Source organism: Paenibacillus sp. JDR-2, assembly GCF_000023585.1.
In the GTDB taxonomy this organism is placed as follows: Bacteria; Bacillota; Bacilli; order Paenibacillales; family Paenibacillaceae; genus Pristimantibacillus.
The window spans coordinates 459,288-478,422 of sequence record NC_012914.1; the positions used below are offsets into that span (position 1 = coordinate 459,288).

Annotated in this window: 15 protein-coding genes; 13 read left to right on the top strand and 2 right to left on the bottom strand. The window is 49.9% G+C overall.

Features of this window, described 5'->3' with window-relative positions:
• The first annotated feature begins 156 nt into the window (after positions 1-156).
• Complete coding sequence (locus PJDR2_RS02105) at positions 157-1,470, top strand: extracellular solute-binding protein (protein WP_012772391.1); 1,314 nt, start codon at positions 157-159, stop codon at positions 1,468-1,470.
• Between the two features lie 454 nt (positions 1,471-1,924).
• Positions 1,925-4,042: a glycoside hydrolase family 36 protein gene (locus PJDR2_RS02110; RefSeq protein ID WP_012772392.1), complete on the top strand. Its 2,118-nt coding sequence runs from the start codon at positions 1,925-1,927 to the stop codon at positions 4,040-4,042.
• Positions 4,043-5,140: 1,098 nt separating this feature from the next.
• On the opposite strand, the gene PJDR2_RS02120 is transcribed toward PJDR2_RS02110, so the two are convergent.
• Both PJDR2_RS02120 and ytxJ read right to left on the bottom strand, forming a co-directional pair.
• Positions 5,141-5,824 (bottom strand): hypothetical protein, encoded by a 684-nt coding sequence (locus PJDR2_RS02120; RefSeq protein WP_012772394.1) that lies wholly within the window; start codon positions 5,822-5,824, stop codon positions 5,141-5,143.
• A 776-nt stretch (positions 5,825-6,600) separates the two neighbouring features.
• Entirely contained in the window at positions 6,601-6,942 is a 342-nt protein-coding gene (gene ytxJ / locus PJDR2_RS02125; protein ID WP_012772395.1) for a bacillithiol system redox-active protein YtxJ, read from the bottom strand.
• Positions 6,943-7,131: 189 nt separating this feature from the next.
• Between ytxJ and PJDR2_RS02130 the strand changes: the two genes are divergently transcribed.
• From PJDR2_RS02130 to gmd, 11 genes are all read left to right on the top strand, one after another.
• A complete protein-coding gene (locus PJDR2_RS02130; RefSeq protein WP_012772396.1) occupies positions 7,132-8,238 on the top strand; it encodes an ABC transporter ATP-binding protein in 1,107 nt (368 codons plus the stop codon).
• Positions 8,228-9,052: an ABC transporter permease gene (locus PJDR2_RS02135; protein WP_012772397.1), complete on the top strand. Its 825-nt coding sequence runs from the start codon at positions 8,228-8,230 to the stop codon at positions 9,050-9,052. Before PJDR2_RS02130 ends, PJDR2_RS02135 begins: the two co-directional genes overlap by 11 nt.
• Complete coding sequence (locus PJDR2_RS02140; protein ID WP_012772398.1) at positions 9,030-9,833, top strand: ABC transporter permease; 804 nt, start codon at positions 9,030-9,032, stop codon at positions 9,831-9,833. Before PJDR2_RS02135 ends, PJDR2_RS02140 begins: the two co-directional genes overlap by 23 nt.
• A complete protein-coding gene (locus PJDR2_RS02145; protein WP_012772399.1) occupies positions 9,830-10,900 on the top strand; it encodes an ABC transporter substrate-binding protein in 1,071 nt (356 codons plus the stop codon). The genes PJDR2_RS02140 and PJDR2_RS02145 overlap by 4 nt, the downstream gene beginning before the upstream one ends.
• Before the next feature lie 526 nt (positions 10,901-11,426).
• Complete coding sequence (locus PJDR2_RS02150; protein WP_012772400.1) at positions 11,427-13,556, top strand: S-layer homology domain-containing protein; 2,130 nt, start codon at positions 11,427-11,429, stop codon at positions 13,554-13,556.
• A gap of 165 nt (positions 13,557-13,721) precedes the next feature.
• On the top strand, positions 13,722-14,486 hold the full coding sequence (locus PJDR2_RS02155) for a YveK family protein (RefSeq protein ID WP_012772401.1): 765 nt from the start codon (positions 13,722-13,724) through the stop codon (positions 14,484-14,486).
• The gene (locus PJDR2_RS02160) at positions 14,467-15,159 is read left to right on the top strand and encodes a CpsD/CapB family tyrosine-protein kinase (RefSeq protein ID WP_012772402.1); all 693 of its coding nucleotides are present in this window, start codon (positions 14,467-14,469) and stop codon (positions 15,157-15,159) included. Before PJDR2_RS02155 ends, PJDR2_RS02160 begins: the two co-directional genes overlap by 20 nt.
• 284 nt (positions 15,160-15,443) lie before the next feature.
• Positions 15,444-16,331 carry a UTP--glucose-1-phosphate uridylyltransferase GalU gene (gene galU / locus PJDR2_RS02165; RefSeq protein WP_012772403.1) on the top strand — a complete coding sequence of 296 codons (888 nt, stop codon included), beginning with the start codon at positions 15,444-15,446 and terminating at the stop codon, positions 16,329-16,331.
• Positions 16,332-16,349: 18 nt separating this feature from the next.
• Positions 16,350-17,051, top strand: coding sequence for a sugar transferase (locus tag PJDR2_RS02170; protein WP_012772404.1), 702 nt, complete (start codon positions 16,350-16,352; stop codon positions 17,049-17,051).
• Positions 17,052-17,070: 19 nt separating this feature from the next.
• Positions 17,071-18,006, top strand: coding sequence for a GDP-L-fucose synthase (gene fcl / locus PJDR2_RS02175; RefSeq protein ID WP_012772405.1), 936 nt, complete (start codon positions 17,071-17,073; stop codon positions 18,004-18,006).
• A 33-nt stretch (positions 18,007-18,039) separates the two neighbouring features.
• Complete coding sequence (gene gmd, locus PJDR2_RS02180) at positions 18,040-19,134, top strand: GDP-mannose 4,6-dehydratase (protein WP_012772406.1); 1,095 nt, start codon at positions 18,040-18,042, stop codon at positions 19,132-19,134.
• The last annotated feature ends 1 nt before the right edge of the window (position 19,135 follow it).

Here is a 19,135-nt window from a genome sequence, read left to right on the forward strand (position 1 = left end):
TCCGCTTTTTTACCCTTAACTAGTCACTTATGTGCATTTTTATCCCGATCCGTATTCATTATGATAAACGTGTGCATAAGGTCAGCGATAACAACAGCCCGCCAATCAAGACGGGAAGTCAGAATGCTGGCAACTATGAGAAATGGGGGCGTTACAATGTTCAAAAGAATGGCTTCGGTGTCGCTCAGCCTTGCGCTGGTCGGCGGTATGCTCGCTGCTTGCGGCGGCAACAATGGCAACGATACAGCTAATAACGGTGGCACAGCCAATAATGGCGCAGCTTCCGACAAACCGGTAACGATTAACATGTTCACAGCTTCTCCGGAGTACACGGATGCGTTCAACGCGTACATCGCCGAGTACAAAAAAGTGAAGCCAAACGTAACCATCAACCTTGAAATCATGCAAGCCGATTACAATACAGTTTTGAAATCCAAGATCGCTTCGGGCAGCACGCCTGACGTATTCCAGACTACGGCTGGCGGCGACATCGATACGTTCGCTGAGTACAGCGCGGATCTGACTAACGAGCCTCTTGCGGCTGCAATGACAGACGGCGTTAGGACGAACATGACTTCTTCGGACGGCAAAGTATTGGGTCTGCCGGTTAAAGGCAACCTGATGACCCTGATCTACAACAAGAAGCTTCTGACGGATGCAGGCATCGCTGAGCCTCCTAAGACGATCGCGGAACTGAACGACGACATCGCGAAGCTTGAAGCTAAAAAGATTACGCCATTCGCCAACGCTTATAAAGAGTGGTGGGTATGGAAGCACATCTTCCAACACTATGTAAACGCAGCTGCTGAAGATGCGGGTATCGCACCGAAAGAATTGGTACAACAATTCATCGACGGCAAAACAACCTTCAACGATCATCCGGTTCTGAAGGACAACTTCTTCAACTTCATCGATCTGACTGTTAAGCATGGCACGGACAAGCCGCTTGAGCGCGACAGCAACGCGGAAGTAAGCGACTTTGCACAAGGCAAAGCAGCGTTCATGACGGGTAAAGGCGCATGGGATGAGGAAGCCATCAAGAAAATCAGCCCGGACATCCAAATCGGCATCGCCGGCTACCCTGTAAGCGACAAGCCTGAACAAACGCAAATCGTTACGGGCGCAGACCAAGCGCTTCGCATCAACAAAGATTCCAAAGTAGCCCGCGAAGCAATCGACTTCTTCAACTGGCTGTACACTTCGGATTACGGCAAACAATGGTTCTCTAACGTAGCGAAGGTTATTCCTCCAATCAAGGACGCTCCGCTTCCTGACCTGGATATGCCTAAGCAAATGGAAGAGATCTTGAAAACGCAAAAATCCGGCGACCTGTCGGTTAACTACTCGCTCGATACGTTCCATCAGAAATTCGGCGAAATCATGCAGGCTTACATCGGCGGCAGCAAGTCCAAAGATCAAGCAATCAAAGAAATCCAAACTGCATGGCAGCAATTCGGGTCGGCCGAATAAGCTACTTTAACGAGGGGCTGTCCCAGAAGCCAATGGCTGATGGGACAGTCTTTTTTTATTCGCCGGTTGTGGCATGCGCCATCTGCAGGGCTAACGGGCTGATGATAGCTTGCGATGCCAATGGGGGCATGCTGCCACCTACGTGGCTAGCGGGTTGAAGAGGCGTGTGATGCCCATTGGGGCAAGCCTCACCTGCGGGATGTAAAGGCATGCGATACCCGTTGAGGTGCGCCCCACCTGCGGGGCGTAACGAAACTAGGTAACGTTATTTGGGCATTTTGAGCGGATTTGTGAGTGTAACGAAACGAGGTAACGTTATTCGGCCTATTTTTGTTGATTGAGCATGATTTGAAGGTGAATAGCGTGTCTGAGTTTCGTTAGATTTGAAAAAGCTGCGAACTTAGCGAAATAAGAATATGAGGTTTCGTTAGAAACGGAAAGGCGGGAATAGGAGATGGAGAAATTGGCTACGGCGGCGGGGATAACGAAGATCGAAGAGAATGGCCTGCATTTGGTGTATGAGGTGCGGGAGAATGGCGATGTGCTGCTGCTTCACTTTGGCACGCAACCATGGGTGGAAGAGTCAATTACGGCTAAGCAAAAAGACGGCTTCCGCCTGATGGAGCTCCAACTAACCGGCGAGGACCGTGCGGAATATCATGGCCGTACACACCGGGCTTCGCAGCCGGGGCTGCGGATGGTGTATGACGGATTGACCGATAGCCGTAATGAGTTCGGACGGAAGCTGGTGCTAGGGCTCAAGGATCCGGTTACGGGCGTATCCGCTCTGTGGAACGTTCAGTTCTATGACGGCGTAGCGGTTGCGCGCTGCTGGACGGAGCTGGTGAACGAAGGCGAGGAGGAGGTTGGTGTCGAGTACGTATCTTCCTTCGCGCTGACCGGTTTTGATAAAGACGGCGAAGGCGACCGCGATGACAAGGTAACGCTTACCCTTGCGCATAACGCCTGGCAAAGCGAGCTGCAATGGCGGACGTATACGCTGCCGGAGCTGGGCATGTCGCATCTGATCGACCGCGGCTCGAAGCGTCTGGCGTTCAGCAACACCGGCTCTTGGTCGGCGGCCGAGCTTATTCCGATGGCGATTATGTCGAACACGGCTTCGGGTGAAAGCCTGTTCTGGCAGATCGAGCATAACGGCTCTTGGCATTGGGAGCTGACCGACCAGGTGGACCGCCTGACGCTGCTGATCAGCGGACCAACCGAGCATGACAATCATTGGTGGCTGAAGCTGGCTCCGGGCGAGACATTCGTATCGGTGCCGGTCGCGATTGGCGCGGTAGAGGGCGGAGTCGAGGAAGCGGCTGAGCAATTGACCGTGTACCGCCGCCGGATTCGCCGCGAGAATGACGATAACAAGCTGCTTCGCGTTATCTTTAATGATTACATGAACTGTCTATGGGGTTCGCCGACGACCGCAAAGCTGCTTCCGCTCATTGATGCGGCTGCCGATGTAGGCTGCGAATACTTCTGTATCGATGCCGGCTGGTACGCGCCGGGCGAATGGTGGGATGGCGTAGGCCAGTGGCTGCCGTCGGAAGAACGCTTCCCGGAAGGGATCAAATACGTGCTCGATTATATCCGCGGCAAAGGGATGATTCCTGGCTTGTGGCTAGAGCTTGAGGTTATGGGCATCAACTCGCCGAAGCTGGCGGATACCGACGACAGCTGGTTCTTCATGCGTCACGGGAAGCGGGTGAAGGACCGCAGCCGCTACCAGCTGGATTACCGCAATCCGGCCGTCATCGCCCATGCGGATGAGGTGATCCGCCGCTTGGTCGAGGACTATGGCGTAGGCTACATCAAGATGGACTACAACATTAATGCGGGTGTAGGTACGGAGACTGACGCGGATAGTGTAGGCGACGGTCTGCTCCAGCATAACCGTGCTTACCTGGCTTGGCTGGACGGCGTGTTTGCGCGTTATCCGGAGCTTGTGATCGAGAACTGCTCCAGCGGCGGCATGCGGATGGACTATTCGATGCTGAGCCGGTACAGCATTCAATCGACCAGCGACCAGGAAGATTACGTGAAATACGCGTCGATCGCGGCGGGTGCACCTGCCGTACTGACACCGGAGCAGGCGGCCGTATGGTCGTATCCGCTTCGCGAAGGCGACGACGAGGAAGTCATCTTTAACATGGTTAACGCGCTGCTGCTCCGCGTACACCAATCCGGCCACTTGGCCGAGCTGAGTCCGCGCCGCCGGGAGCTGGTGAAGGAAGCGCTCGATTACTACAAAACCATTCGCGGCGATATCCGCGAGGCGCTGCCGGTATGGCCGCTTGGCCTGCCGGCGCATGGCGACGACTGGCTGTCGCTAGGCTTGCGCCGCGGCAACAAGCTTTACCTCGCCGTATGGCGCATCGGCGGCGAGGCGAGCGAGCTTGCTCTGCCGCTGCCGGAGCATAGCGGCAAGCAGCTTGCTGCGCGCTGCGCTTACCCGGCAGCCGCAGGCGACACCGGCTGCAGCTGGGACGCCGCTGCTGGCGAGCTGCGCGTGACGCTGTCAAGCCCGCGCACCGCGCGCTTGTTCGAGCTGACGCTGGGCTAAGCCCCGGCTAGCTTGCTTTAAAGATTAGGCCACGGGCTACTCCCGTGGCCTATTGCTCGTTCAGTAGCTAGTTAGTTGAAGTAGCGCCATGCGCTTGAGTAGAGTGTTGAGCGCTATAGTAGATCGTATCCACCAAGTAGCTAATTAGTTGAATTGGCGCCAATCGCCTCAGTAGCACGTTGAGCACCATAGTGGTGCGTATCCACCAAGTAACAAGTTAATTGAAGTACCGTCGTCCGCCATACGCTGCACATCGTGCAACATATGGTGGGTATGCACCAAGTAACAAGTTAATTGAAGTACCACCTTCCGCCTACGCTGCACATCGTGCAATGTATGGTGGGAGTGCACCAAGTAACAAGTTAGTTGAAGTACCACCTTCCGCCTACGCTGTACATCGTGCAATGTATGGTGGGTATGCACCAAGTAACAAGTTAGTTGAAGATCCGTCGTCCGCATACGCTGCACAAAAGGCGCAACGCAGCCCAGTAACCCGAAATATCCTGCATGGATTGCAGGATATCGAAGAAAATCAGCCCCGATAGGGACAAATCTGGCAAGTTATCCTGCATTCTATGCAGGATAACTTGCCAGATAGCCTTAAATGGGGTAATATGCTGCATTTCGAGCAGTATATCCTAACAGGGCAGCTATTGGGGATGAGGGAAAGAGGTTGAAGTGTCATCGCCACCGTCCCTACGCTGTACATCGTGCAACATATGGTGGGTATGCGCCAAGTAGCTAATTAGTTGAATTGCCGCCGAGTGCCTAAGTAGAACATTGTGCACCAAGTAGTGCATGCCCACCAAGTAACAAGTTAGTTGAAGTACCACCGTCCATCTACGCTGCACCAAATGCATCATAAAGGCGCAACGCAGCCCAGTAACCCGAAATATCCTGCATGGATTGCAGGATATCGAAGAAAATCAGCCCCGATAGGAACAAATCGGGGTTATATCCTGCATTCTATGCAGGATAACCCGTTCAGTTAGTCCGAAATGGGGCAATATGCTGCATTTCGTGCAGTCTATCCTAATAGGCAAGCTATTGGGGATGAGGGGGACTTGACCTGTTTCAGATGACTAGGAATCGGTGCGGTTACAGATGCTCAATAGCGCGGTCGTTCAGCTCATAATATCGTATCTGGACTCCACGCTCGATCGGCTTCAGCATTCCTTTTGCGGATAGAGACTGCAGTCTTTTGCGCGCTGTGCGGAAGCTGATTCCGAAATGATCGGATAAATCCTTGGGACCGACACGTCCTCCCATGTGAAAAGCAAACCGAAGAATGTCTCTCTCAGCCGATGGGACTAAGAGGCTCGCGACGTTTTGCCGGCCTCGAATTATATGCGTACCGAGAACATGCTTCAGCAGCATCATGCATATCTCTGGATGGTTCTGGACATCGTCGAAGGAGAAGTGAATCATCTTCCACCCCATCCCCGTCAGGAAGGTATCTCGATTTAAGGAGTAGCTGAATCTCTCTCGGTCCATATCTTTCACATGGCTTTGGAAGCCGTCGCACTCGATAGCAAACATCCCTTGTGGGGGTAAATAAGCGAAGTCTACAAATTGCGATTTGCGATTCCAATCATAAACCTCATATTCGGGATGCAAATGCTCGAAGTTGCCTAATAGCGGCCACCACACGTTCTGAAGGAATAGCTTCTCAGCAAAATTATGCCCTCTAGCCAATCTCCCCCTACGCTCTCCCGTTCTTCCTTCCATATGAGTCTCAATAAACCGCCGATGCGCTTCTTCATACTCATCGTTAACCGTCATACAACCAACCTCCCCGAAAAATAAAAAAAGAACGCCCCAATGCTGCCAATAATGGCTTGGGACGTTCTTCGTCTGAAGTTTAGTGTAACATACCTTTTTTAGCAACAAAAGTAATATCCTGTAGCTTACAGGATATACTGCCCGAAATGCAGCATATAGGCCCATTTCGGGCATACTCGGCGAGTTATACTGCCCGAAATGCAGGATATAGCCCCAATTTGCAATGATCGGGGCTCTTTTTCTCCGATATCCTGCATTCCGTGCAGGATATTTCGGGTTACTGGGCTGCCGTACACCTTTATGCTGCATTTCGTGCAACGTATGCGTATAGCGGCACTAAACGAATTAGCTACTTGATGGCGATCCGCTTTATGCTGCATTTCGTGCAACGTATGCGTATAGCGACACTCAACTAACTAGCTACTTGGCGGTGATCCGCATTATGCTGCATTTCGTGCAACGTATGCGTATAGCGACACTAAACTAATTAGCTACTTGGCGGTGATCCGCTTTATGATGCATTTCGTGCAACGTATGCGTATAGCGACGCTAAACTAACTAGCTACTTGGCGGTGTCCCGCCGTATGATGCATTTCGTGCAACGTATCCAGATGGCGGTATGGCCGCCCCGAAGTGTGACCGAAGCCGTTTTCCCGCATAATGAAGCGGGTATTGATTAGAACCAGGCAATTATAGCCAACCTAATAAAAAACAGCAGTGCAATCCCCCTAAGGGAATCGACACTGCTGTACGCCTTACAGCATTTACAACGAATCCTAGTCCAATACCGCTGTAATATGCTCTTTCGTGATGGACCAGTGGGACGCGGACCATACTTTCGCTTTTTTCTCGAGGAAGATGATTTGCGGCGATTCGTGCTTCACCGAAGTGTCTTCCGCGATTTGGAGCGATACAGGGCGGGACTCGATAACTTTAACAAGTACATAATCAGCATCTTCGCGCGGGCTGCCGTTCAAATATTCATTGAACTCGCGGTACGCATTCGCGCTTACCGGGCAAGTTGTGCTGTGTTTGAAAATAACGGTTGGACGGTCGCTCGAAGCCTCGAACGTTTCGTTCCAGCCTTCCATAGAATCAATCTCACGGTACTGTGCCATAGGATTATACACTCCTTTTTATTGTAAATAGGTTTTTGATAGATACTTATTTCTGTATTATACCCCCGGATAAGCAAAAAGTCATGCGCGCACACGCAAGCATCATGTATAATCAAATGCTGAAAGCAATCGTTAGTAACCTAAACCATTAACTATGTTTACCTCCGGGTATGAAGGAGTGCAGCCATCATGTCGGATCAAACGATCATCCGATTCGAGCAAGTTACGAAGCAATACGACGATCAGACGACCGTCTTAAGCGAAGTCAGCTTCGAGATTGAAAGAGGCAAGTTCTATACGCTGCTAGGCCCGTCGGGCTGCGGCAAAACAACGATCCTTCGGCTGATCGCCGGGTTCATCGAACCGTCCAAGGGTCAGATTTATTTCAACGGCAAGGTTATTAACCGGATTCCGCCGAACGAACGCCAAGTGAACACCGTATTCCAGGACTACGCGCTGTTCCCTCATCTTAATGTGTTCGAAAATGTCGCCTTTGGCCTTCGCATCAAGAAGCTGAAGAACGCGGCCATCACGGCCAAGGTAAAAGAAGCGCTCCGCTTCGTCAACCTGGAAGGCTACGAGACGCGCAATATCAGCGAAATGTCCGGCGGCCAGCGTCAGCGCGTTGCGATTGCGCGCGCCATCGTGAACGAGCCGGAGGTTATCCTGCTGGACGAGCCTCTCTCCGCGCTGGACCTCAAGCTCCGCACCGAGATGCAATACGAGCTTCGCGAGCTGCAGCGCCGTCTTGGCATCACGTTTATTTTCGTCACGCATGACCAGGAAGAAGCACTTGCGATGTCCGACGAGATCTTCGTCCTTAATCAGGGCAAGATCGAGCAGAGCGGCACGCCTAACGATATTTACGATGAGCCGATTAACCGGTTCGTAGCCGATTTTATCGGGGAATCCAACATTGTGCCCGGCCGCATGAAGCAGGACTTCGAGGTGGAGTTCGCGGGCCGTGCGTTTGAATGCGTCGACCAAGGTCTGAATCCGAACGAACCGGTGGAGATCATGATCCGTCCGGAGGACCTCGAAATTACGACAACGGAGCAGGGCAAGCTGCAGGTGCGCGTCGACTCCCAGCTGTTCCGCGGCGTTCACTACGAGATCTCCTGCTACGATGAAGCGGGCAACGAATGGCTTGTCCACTCTACGAAAAAAGCGGCCGTAGGCGAGCAAATCGGCCTGTACTTTGATCCGGAAGCGATTCACGTCATGCGCTTCGGCGAGACGGAGGAAGAATTCGATAAGCGTCTGGACGCGTACAGCGAGGGTCAAGATGAGAACTAATACGCGTAATTTCTATCTCATTCCGTATCTCTTGTGGATCGCGCTATTCGTTATTACGCCAATCGTGCTTGTCGTGTACTACTCCTTCTTCGACGTAGAGGGGGACTTCACGTTCGGCAATTACCAGAAATTCTTCACGCCGGTCTATATGAAGATGACGCTGAGCTCGTTCTGGTACGCTTTTCTGATTACCGCGTTCTCGCTCTTGGTCGCTTATCCGGCAGCCTACTTGCTGACGCGGACCAAGCATAAGCAGCTATGGCTGCTGCTGATCATCCTGCCAAGCTGGATTAACCTGCTGCTCAAGGCGTATGCGTTCCTAGGCCTCTTCGGCACTTACGGCGCGGTTAACGGGATGCTGAAGTTCATCGGCATCGGTACGCAGCAGATCTTGTTCACCGATTTCAGCTTTATCTTTGTATCGGTCTATATCTTTATCCCGTTTATGATCCTGCCGATCTTCAACTCGCTGGAGGAGATGAATCCTTCGCTGGTGTTCGCGGCACGGGATCTTGGGGCATCGCCTTGGACGGCGTTCCGCCGGGTTATTTTCCCGCTGACGCTGAGCGGCGTGAAGTCCGGCTGTCAGGCCGTCTTTATCCCCGCGCTGTCGCTCTTTATGATTACGCGGCTTATCGCGGGCAACCGGGTTATTACGCTCGGTACGGCGATTGAGCAGCATTTTCTCGTCACCCAGGACTGGGGCATGGGCGCTACGATCGCGGTGTTCCTCATTATCGCGATGGCGGTTATTATGCTGTTAACGGGCAGCAGAAAGAGAGGGCTGCAGAATGAAAACCGCAAAGCTGTCTAATGTGTATCTGATCGCCGTATTTATCATCCTGTACGCGCCGATCTTCTATCTGATCTTCTATTCGTTCAACAGCGGCGGAGCGATGCGCAACTTCGAAGGCTTCACCCTAGAGTGGTACCAGGAAGTGTTCGCGGATACGCGGCTGCTTATTATCGTACTCAACACGTTTGTGATCGCGCTGCTGTCGTCGGCCATCTCGGTTATTTTCGGCATTGCGGGCGCGCTTGCCATTCACTATGTTAGAAGACGCCAGCCGAAGAACGCGCTGCTGTCGCTCAACAACGTGCTGATCGTCAGCCCGGATGTCATTATCGGCGCTTCGTTCTTAATCATGTTTACCATTATCGGCATTAAGCTTGGCTTCGTGTCCGTCCTGCTGTCGCATATCGCCTTCAGCGTGCCGATTGTCGTGATCATGGTTCTGCCGAAGCTGCAGGAGATGAGCCCAACGCTTATCGACGCGGCCCGCGACCTTGGCGCTAGCAGCTGGCATGTGCTGACGCGCGTTATTGTTCCGTTTATCAAGCCGGGCATCTTTGCCGGATTCTTTATGGCGTTAACGTACTCGCTGGACGACTTCGCGGTGACCTTCTTCGTAACGGGCAACGGCTTCTCCACCTTGTCGGTTGAGATCTACTCGCGGGCCCGCCAAGGGATTGCGCTCTCCATAAATGCGCTGTCGACTCTGATCTTCCTGTTCACCATTCTGCTGGTTATCGGTTACTACTTCATCAATCAGCGGAATAACCGGACTTCGGCGCGATCGGAGGGACGGAGATGAAATCTTTAGTTCAGACGTTTATCGCCGTGCTTGTCGTTTCCTTCGGGCTGATGTACCTAACCTCTTACCTCAATTCGAGCGCGGGCTACACGGGCAAGGATACGCTGACGATCTACAACTGGGGCGATTACATCGATCCGGAGCTCCTGGATGAGTTCCAGAAGGAGACCGGCATCAAGGTGATTTACCAGACTTTTGATTCGAACGAAGCCATGATGACCAAGATCGAGCAGGGAGGCACGACGTTCGACGTCAGTATCCCTTCGGAATATGCTATTGACAAGATGAAGGAGGAAAATCTTCTCATCCCGCTCGACAAGAGCAAGCTGCCGAATCTGAAATACATCGATCCCAGCTTCCTTAACCTGAGCTTTGATCCGGATAATAAATACTCGATTCCTTACTTCTGGGGAACGGTTGGGATTGTCTATAATCCCGATCTGACCGACCTCAAGTTCCATAGCTGGAATGACCTGTGGGATCCAAGCCTGAAGAATCAGATCCTGCTGCTCGACGGTGCTCGCGAGGTCATCGGGATGGGGCTGAACAGCCTTCATTACTCGCTGAACGATACGAATGAAGAGCATCTGCAGGCGGCGAAGGCGAAGCTTAGCACGCTCACTCCGAACGTGAAGGCGATTGTGGGCGACGAGATCAAGCTGCTGCTCGCGAACGAAGAAGCGGCGGTGGGCCTGGTATGGTCCGGCGACGCATCGGAGATTATGAGCGAGAACGAGAAGCTCGACTACGTCGTACCGGAGGAAGGTTCGAACCTGTGGTTCGATAACATGGTCATTCCGAAGACGGCGAAGAATATCGAAGGCGCGCATAAATTCATCAACTTTATGCTGGATCCGGAGCATGCGGCGCAGAATGCCGAGTATGTCGGTTACTCTACGCCTAACGCCAAGGCGCTTGAATATTTGCCGGAGGAAATCTCGGGCGACAAACGCTTCTATCCGGACAAAGAATTGACGGAAAAGCTTGAAGTCTATAAGAATCTAGGCAAAAAAATGCTCGTGCACTATAACGAATTATTTCTAGAATTTAAGATGCATCGAAAGTAAAGTTTTACATTTATTGTAATAACCGTGTTATCGGCCGACGAGAGTCTCTTATTCGTGACAGAATAGGACCTCTACCGGCAGATGGCACGGTTTTTATTTTGTCGAATGGGAGAAGGAAATTTATTTTCCAGCATTAAATATCGACTGAAAACGCTACCAACATGGGAAATTATCCCGCAAAAATAGTACAATCCGATCATTTTTTGTCGAATACTAGGAAATATTGCGAAAGTGCTGATTCCCCAGTTCTATTCTGCTATAATGGGCTTCAAGTATTTACCTAGGTACATTTTAGCAATTGCAAGCATATAGGCACAGATTTCCCAAGGATCCCTATGGCGGAATCGACCAATATTGGAATCCGGTTAACAGAAATGGATAACGAATTGGCAATCAACTAGAGGGTAGAGCGCTCACTCTAGTCGTTTTGTCACGTTATTAGTGTCTATATATACCAGGATTTGGTATAGCGAGTAAGAGAGTTACATACTGTTACAACTATCAAACTATGAGGTGAACTTACGAGATGACGATCAAAAAGAAGATTATCGTATCCACAATCGCAGCAAGCATGGCGGCAACCGCATTCGCAGGAATTCCGCTTAGCAGCAAGGGATTGGCAGAAAAGCTGGGGTTTAGTAATACGGCTTATGCGGCAACATCCTCTACAGACCAGCTTATTGCTGAAGCTAACAAATGGCATGATGCGCTAGGCGTTAGCGGTTTGGCAACATTGAAGACATTGCGTGATGTCATTAAAGGCTTGACTCCAGCCGAAGTGAAGGCGATTGTTCTTCCGGTTACATCCAGCATTGCAACCAAGTACTCCTTGTCCACTGACGAGAAGATTGCTATTGAAGATCTATATATTAATTTGCTTGGTTTTACTTACACAGCGGACTTCTCTTATTTCGATGGTATTCAATCGTCAGCTGGATTCGATGTCCTGCGTACACTTGCTGATGAAGCTGATGTATCTGGTCTGACTTTCGAAGATCTGGCTGCTTACGTGCTTAAAGTAAAAACTAATCTATTTGCCAGCCTTGATGCTCTTTCGGTATCGCAAGTTCAGGCGCTCGCTACTAATCCGCTGGGCGTAGTGACACTTGTTCAGAATGCCATTCAAGCGGTGCCGGATACTAATGATACGGCAAGCAAGTTAAAGCAAGTATTCAACTATTATGGAATTAATCAATCGAAATTGACGGAAGCTGCCGGAAACCTTGTCGTTAAGGTAACTACCGTAAATTCTACAGCTATTCCTAATGCAATCAATGCTGTTATTACCGCATACCTGAACACTCGTAACACTGGCACTGGCCCTAGTGTCCCTAGCACTGGTGATGAAGATACAGGTACGGTTAAAGTTCCAACAGAAGTTACGGAACTCCTTGGTAAACTCAAAGACAAGCTTGCAAATGCAACAGATGCTGAGAAAGCGGCTATCCTTGCGGAAGCGGTTCAACAAGCAACTGCACTCGTAACGAAGCTGTCGACATTTGATCTGTCCGGCGACGTGAAAGTATCGAACGGTCAAGCTTCCGTGCAAGTAAGCAGCTCGTCCGTATTGTCCGCAATCGCGGGTATCGGCGAGATCCTGAAGAACGTGAAAGAACTGGCTCCTGGTGTTACGGTTCCGGCACCTATTCTGAACCTTAACCTGGGCAATGTTGCGCAAGACGATGTGAAGATCGGCCTGAACAATGCCCTTATTCAAGAAGCAATCAAAGCAGGTCTTGGCGGTATCAACCTGACCGTTAACGGCCTGAGTGCAGTTCTTCCGGTTGGCGGACAGTTCAACGGTGCAGTTGACTTCAACATCAACAAATCGAAGGCTGATTCCTCGACAACCGGCGAACTGAAAGCAGCTTCCGATGTATACAGCTTTGGTCTGACGATTGGCGGCCAATCGGTTACTTCGTTCGCTCAACCAGTAACGGTTGCTATTCCGCTTGGTAACGTTGATGGCGTGGACAAAGAGCTTCTGTCCCTCGCGAAGATCGTTGACGGCAAGCTTGTATTCCAAGGCGGTACAGTTGAAGGCAACCTGATTGTTGAGCATCGCGATACGTTCTCCCAATATGTTGTTGTTGAGAACAAAGTAAGCTTCACGGACATCGCTTCCGTTCAATCGTGGGCTGGCCGTGCAATTGAAGTAATCGCAGCCAAAGGCGCAATCGAAGGCAAGAAAGCCGGCGTATTTGCTCCAAAAGATAACGTAACTCGTGCAGAGTTCGCGAAAATGCTGACTCGTGCTCTTGATATCGATAACAGCTCCGCGAAAGAAGATTTTGCGGACGTGAAGGATACGGACTGGTCCGCACCTTACATCGGTGCAGCGGCTAAGCTTGGCATTATCCAAGGCCGTTCGGCTACGAAGTTCGATCCTAACGCTCAAATCACTCGCGCAGAGATGGCAACAATGATCGCTCGCGCACTGAAAGTAACGAAAGGTGCTCAAGACGTAACGGACGTGACTGCAGCACTGGCAAGCTTCAAGGATGCTAGCTCGATCAGCGCTTCTTTGAAAGCTGGCGTAGCATTCGCTTCCAAGAACGGTATCGTAATCGGCAACAACGGTAAGTTCTCGCCAAATGCTTCCGCAACACGCGCAGAAGCTGCGGTTATGATCTACCGTGCAGTAAACTTTAAGTAATAAATAGGACTTAAGACCTTCCTCTCAGATGCAGCAGTTGGGAGGAAGGTATTTTTTCGCGAAATTATAGAAAATGTTGGTTTCTTTACAAATAATGTCTACAAAGTTTAGGACTAACGTATTACAATCATCATAGGCAACTAGGCAATCAGGAGGAGGTTAATAGTGTCCGAGGAACTAGACTTAAGGGAGTACTTCCTTATCGTGAGGAAGAGATTGTTGCTTATCGTTATTTTTGTACTGGTATGCACCGTAGCATCGGGTGTGTACACCAAGATGTTTAAGGATCCCATTTATGAGGCATCAACCAAAATCGTCGTGAACCAACCCAGCCAACAGCTTGCTGTCGGCCAGCTAGATCTTAACCAGATTAACTCCAATATCAAGATGATAGATACCTATAAAGAGGTAATTAAGACTCCTGCTATTCTTGGTAAGGTCGCTGAGAAATACCCTCAGCTTGGTCTTTCTGCCAAGGAGCTTACAAAAAAGATTAGTGTTAGCTCAGTGAACGGTACGCAAGTGATGACACTTGCTGTACAAGACGTATCGTACCAGCAAGCTGCAAAGATTGTTAATGCAATTTCGCTTGTCTTCCAACAAGAGATTCCAAACATCTTCCAAGTAGAGAACGTATCTATCCTGAACGAAGCGCTGCTCGATGATCAGCCTGCACCGGTATCGCCCAATGTCACGCTGAACATTATCATCGCTTTTGTTGTGTCCCTAATGATTGCAGTCGGCATTGCTTTCCTGCTGGAATACATGGATGACACGATCAAGACGGAAACCGATGTCCAGCGTTATCTGGGTCAGCCAACTTTGGCTATGGTTGCAAGAGTGGAAGCAAGCGAATTCCAGACCGGATCTTCACGGACAGAGAACAGACAGAAGGCAGGAGGGCTGGAGAATGTCACAATCGGAGAATAAACGCCGCCTGATTAGCGTCGCCAACCCGCGTTCGCCGGTATCGGAAACGTACCGTACGCTTCGTACGAATATTGAATTTGCTGCCATCGATTCTGCCCTGCAGGTCATTATGGTATCTTCCGCAGGACCGGGGGAAGGGAAGTCTACAACCATTGCTAATCTGGCCGTAACGTTTAGCCAATCGGATCGGAAGGTTGTCCTGATTGATGCCGATATGCGTAAGCCAACGGCTCATAAGACGTTCCAAATCTCGAACCGGTTCGGCTTGTCGTCAGTCATCTCACAGCAAAGTACCCTGCAAGAGGTTATTCAAGCAACGGATATTCCTAACATGGACGTGATTACAGCGGGACCGATTCCTCCGAATCCAGCAGAGATGCTGGCGTCGAAGCGAATGACCGCACTGCTGGATGAGCTTCGTACGATGTACGATATCGTCCTGGTGGATACACCGCCACTCTTGGCAGTAACGGATGCGCAGATTGCGGCTACGAAGAGCGACGGGGTTGTCCTTGTTGTCGATCAAGGCCGGGTAAAGCGCCAGTTCGCACAGAAGGCGATTCAGAATCTGCAGAACGTCAATGCCCGCATTCTTGGCGTCGTGCTTAATAACGTGAAACGCCGGTCGAATGAAGAGGCTTACTACTATTACTATAGTGCTGATGTGAAGTAGGGAGAGCGGCTACAACAACTGCTCAAGGTCAAGTCTGCTGCACCTTTATCACTGCAGGCACTCGGTCACGCTGTGGGTTTAATAGCAAACCTTAGGCATTATTGCCAAGGGTGTGATGTGAGGAGGGGTTAAATGCCCCTATTTTCAATAACTAAATGTTCGAGCTATGTTTTTCTGCCGAAGGAAGACATAGCTCGTATATTTATATCCATCATTTATCCAATATCCACCACATACATAGACAAAATAGAGAGAGAAAAGAAAGAAAAGAGAGGGAACAAAACATGACGAAAGTGAAAAAGGCCATTATCCCGGCCGCGGGCCTTGGAACCCGGTTCCTGCCCGCGACTAAAGCTATGCCGAAGGAAATGCTTCCGATTGTAGACAAGCCCACGATTCAGTACATCGTGGAAGAAGCTGTTGCTGCGGGAATCGAGGACATTATTATCGTCACGGGCAAGGGCAAGCGTGCAATCGAAGATCACTTCGACAGCGCCTTCGAGCTTGAGCATAATCTCATGGAGAAGGGCAAGCTTACGCTGCTGGATGAAGTACAGAAGTCCTCGAGAGTAGATATTCATTATATCCGCCAGAAGGAAGCAAAGGGTCTCGGACATGCCGTATGGTGTGCGCGTAACTTTATCGGAGATGAGCCGTTTGCGGTACTGCTTGGGGATGATATTGTGGACTCAGAAGTTCCGTGCACGAAGCAACTGATGGACCAGTTCGAACAGACGGGCCGGTCGGTTATTGGCGTGAAGCCGGTTCCAACAAATGAGACGGAGCGTTATGGCATTGTGGAATACAGTGAGAAGAACGGATTGCTAAGCCTGGTTGATCGTTTCATTGAGAAGCCGACTCCAGGAACAACGGAGTCCAATCTTGCTATTATGGGCCGTTATGTCCTTACTCCGGATATTTTCAAGTTTCTATCCAAGCAAGAGAAGGGTGCCGGCGGCGAGATTCAACTGACGGATGCCATTCAGAAGCTGAATGAATCGCAAGGCGTATATGCTTATGAATTTGAAGGCAGACGCTTCGATGTAGGCGAGAAGCTGGGCTTCATTACAACGACACTTGATTATGCCCTACGTAATGAATCGCTTAAAGGTCCATTGCTAGAAGCTATGAAGGAAATTTTAGAACGCGAGCTTATCCATAAATTCAAGTAAATAGGGGGAGACAACAACATGGCGTTATCGCCTCTTCGGAAAGAATCCGAGATGACTATAGACAGCCATTTATCCATTGCTCAACGTGTTCATGCCAAGACGAGAAGTACGAAGCGCACTTATCTTATGGTCAAGCGCATGATGGATCTGGTTGGTGCGGCATGCGGGATCCTGTTATTATCCCCGTTGCTGCTGGTAATTACCCTACTGATTAAGCTGGAGAATCGGAATGCACCGGTCTTCTTCTATCAGACACGGGTGGGCATTAACGAGAAGACATTCCGGATGTACAAATTCCGGTCCATGGTTCCGAACGCCGAGAACCTATTGAAGGACCTCCTACATAAGAACGAAATCGAAGGCGCCATGTTTAAGATGAAGGATGACCCGAGAATTACTCGTATTGGGAAGTTCATTCGCCGTACGAGTATAGACGAACTCCCTCAATTGTGGAATGTCGTTCGCGGCGAGATGTCCCTTGTTGGTCCGCGCCCGCCTCTTCCAAGAGAGGTTGCTGAATATAGCAGCTATGATAAACTCCGCCTTCGCGTGAAGCCGGGCTGTACCGGACTGTGGCAGGTAAGTGGCCGGAATGAACTGAGCTTCAAGGAAATGGTGGAGCTGGATCTTGAGTATATAGAGAAACGAAATGTGTTATTTGATCTGCAGATCATCGCGAAGACAGCTAAAGCGATGGTTGGATCGGATAATGCGTACTAGGAGAAGGAGCGGATAGAGAGTGGAACTCAATTCGAAGATTTTTGTAGCAGGACACAGGGGCCTGGTAGGCTCAGCTATTCTCAGAGCTCTCGAAGAGAAGGGTTATACCAATCTGGTCTATCGCACCCATGCTGAACTCGATCTGCTGGACAGAGATCGGGTTCTTTCTTTCTTCGAGGAAGAAGGCATTGAGTATGTATTCCTGGCAGCAGCCAAGGTTGGCGGTATTGTCGCTAACAATGAGTATCCGGCAGATTTCATCCGAGACAATATTATGATTCAGACGAATGTCATTGATGCCGCATACCGCAACAAGGTGAAGAAGCTGCTATTCCTGGGCTCAACTTGTATCTATCCGAAGTTCGCACCGCAGCCGATGAAGGAAGAATATTTGCTGACAGGTGTACTTGAACCTACGAATGAGCCTTACGCTATAGCTAAGATCGCTGGCATTACAATGTGCCAATCCTATAACCGCCAATACGGAACGAAATACATCTCGGTTATGCCAACTAATATGTATGGTCCTAATGATAACTTTGATCTTAAGACCTCGCATGTGCTTCCTGCACTTATTCGCAAATTCCATGAAGCGAAGGTGAATCACTCTCCTGAAGTGGAAGTATGGGGAACGGGAACACCACGCAGAGAATTCCTCCACTCCGATGATCTGGCCGATGCTTGTCTCTTCTTGATGAATACCTACGAAGAGAATGAGATCGTGAATATCGGTGTTGGTGAAGATATCAGCATTAAGGAACTGGCTTATTTAATTAAAGACGTAGTGGGCTATGAGGGCGAAGTTGTATTTAATACCTCCGCTCCGGACGGTACGCCACGTAAGCTTGTGGATGTCACAAAGATTAACGGACTTGGCTGGAAGGCAACGATTCCTCTGGAAGAGGGAATTAATGCGGTTTACGAAACCTTTCAAAATGAATATATGGTACGGTAATATTACAAAGAGAGATTAGAGGGAGCGGAAACGATGGCAAAGCGCGCATTAATAACAGGTGTGACAGGACAAGACGGTTCTTATTTGGCTGAGTTCTTATTAGAGAAAGGTTATGAGGTTCACGGTGTTATACGTCGCAGCTCCTCGTATAACCAAGAACGTCTGGAAGATCTTCTTACGGAGGAAGAGGCAAGATCTATTCTGAACAACCAGAACTTCCATCTTCATTATGGCGATGTTACGGATGCTCTTAACATTACACGTTTAATCGGTGAGATCCAGCCGGATGAGATTTATAACCTCGCTGCACAATCGCATGTACGTGTATCCTTCGATATGCCTGGTTATACGCTTGATGTTGATGGTAAAGGAACACTGAATATTCTTGAAGCAGTCAAATTCCTTGGCCTAACAGAGAAGACTCGTGTATACCAAGCTTCCACTTCCGAACTTTATGGCAAAGTTCAAGAAGTCCCTCAGAAAGAGACAACTCCTTTCTATCCTCGCTCTCCTTATGGCGTTGCGAAGATTTATGGCTTCTGGATAACGAAGAACTATCGTGAATCCTATAATATGTTCGCTGTTAACGGCATTCTGTTCAATCATGAATCCGAACGCCGCGGCGAGACATTTGTTACCCGCAAGATTACTCTTGCTGCAGCCCGTATTGCACAAGGCAAACAGCAGAAGCTGATGCTTGGCAACCTGGACTCGTTGCGTGACTGGGGTTATGCCAAGGATTACATTGAATGCATGTGGCTGATCCTTCAACATGATAAACCAGAGGACTTCGTTATCGCTACAGGCGAAATGCACTCGGTACGTGAGTTTGTGGAGCTGGCCTTTAAGCATGTAGGAATCTCAATCGAATGGCAAGGCAATGGCGTAGAGGAGAAGGGTATCAATAAGAGAACAGGTGAAGTCGTTGTTGAAGTGGATCCTACCTTCTTCAGACCGGCCGAAGTGGAACAATTACTTGGTGATCCAACTAAAGCCAGAACGTTACTGGGCTGGAATCCTACTAAGACTTCTTTCGAAGAACTCGTAAGAGTAATGGTGAAATACGACGTAGCAAAAGTAAGCTCCGAAGAAGGCAGCAGAAAGATGTTCGATGGGGTGCTAGTGTAAG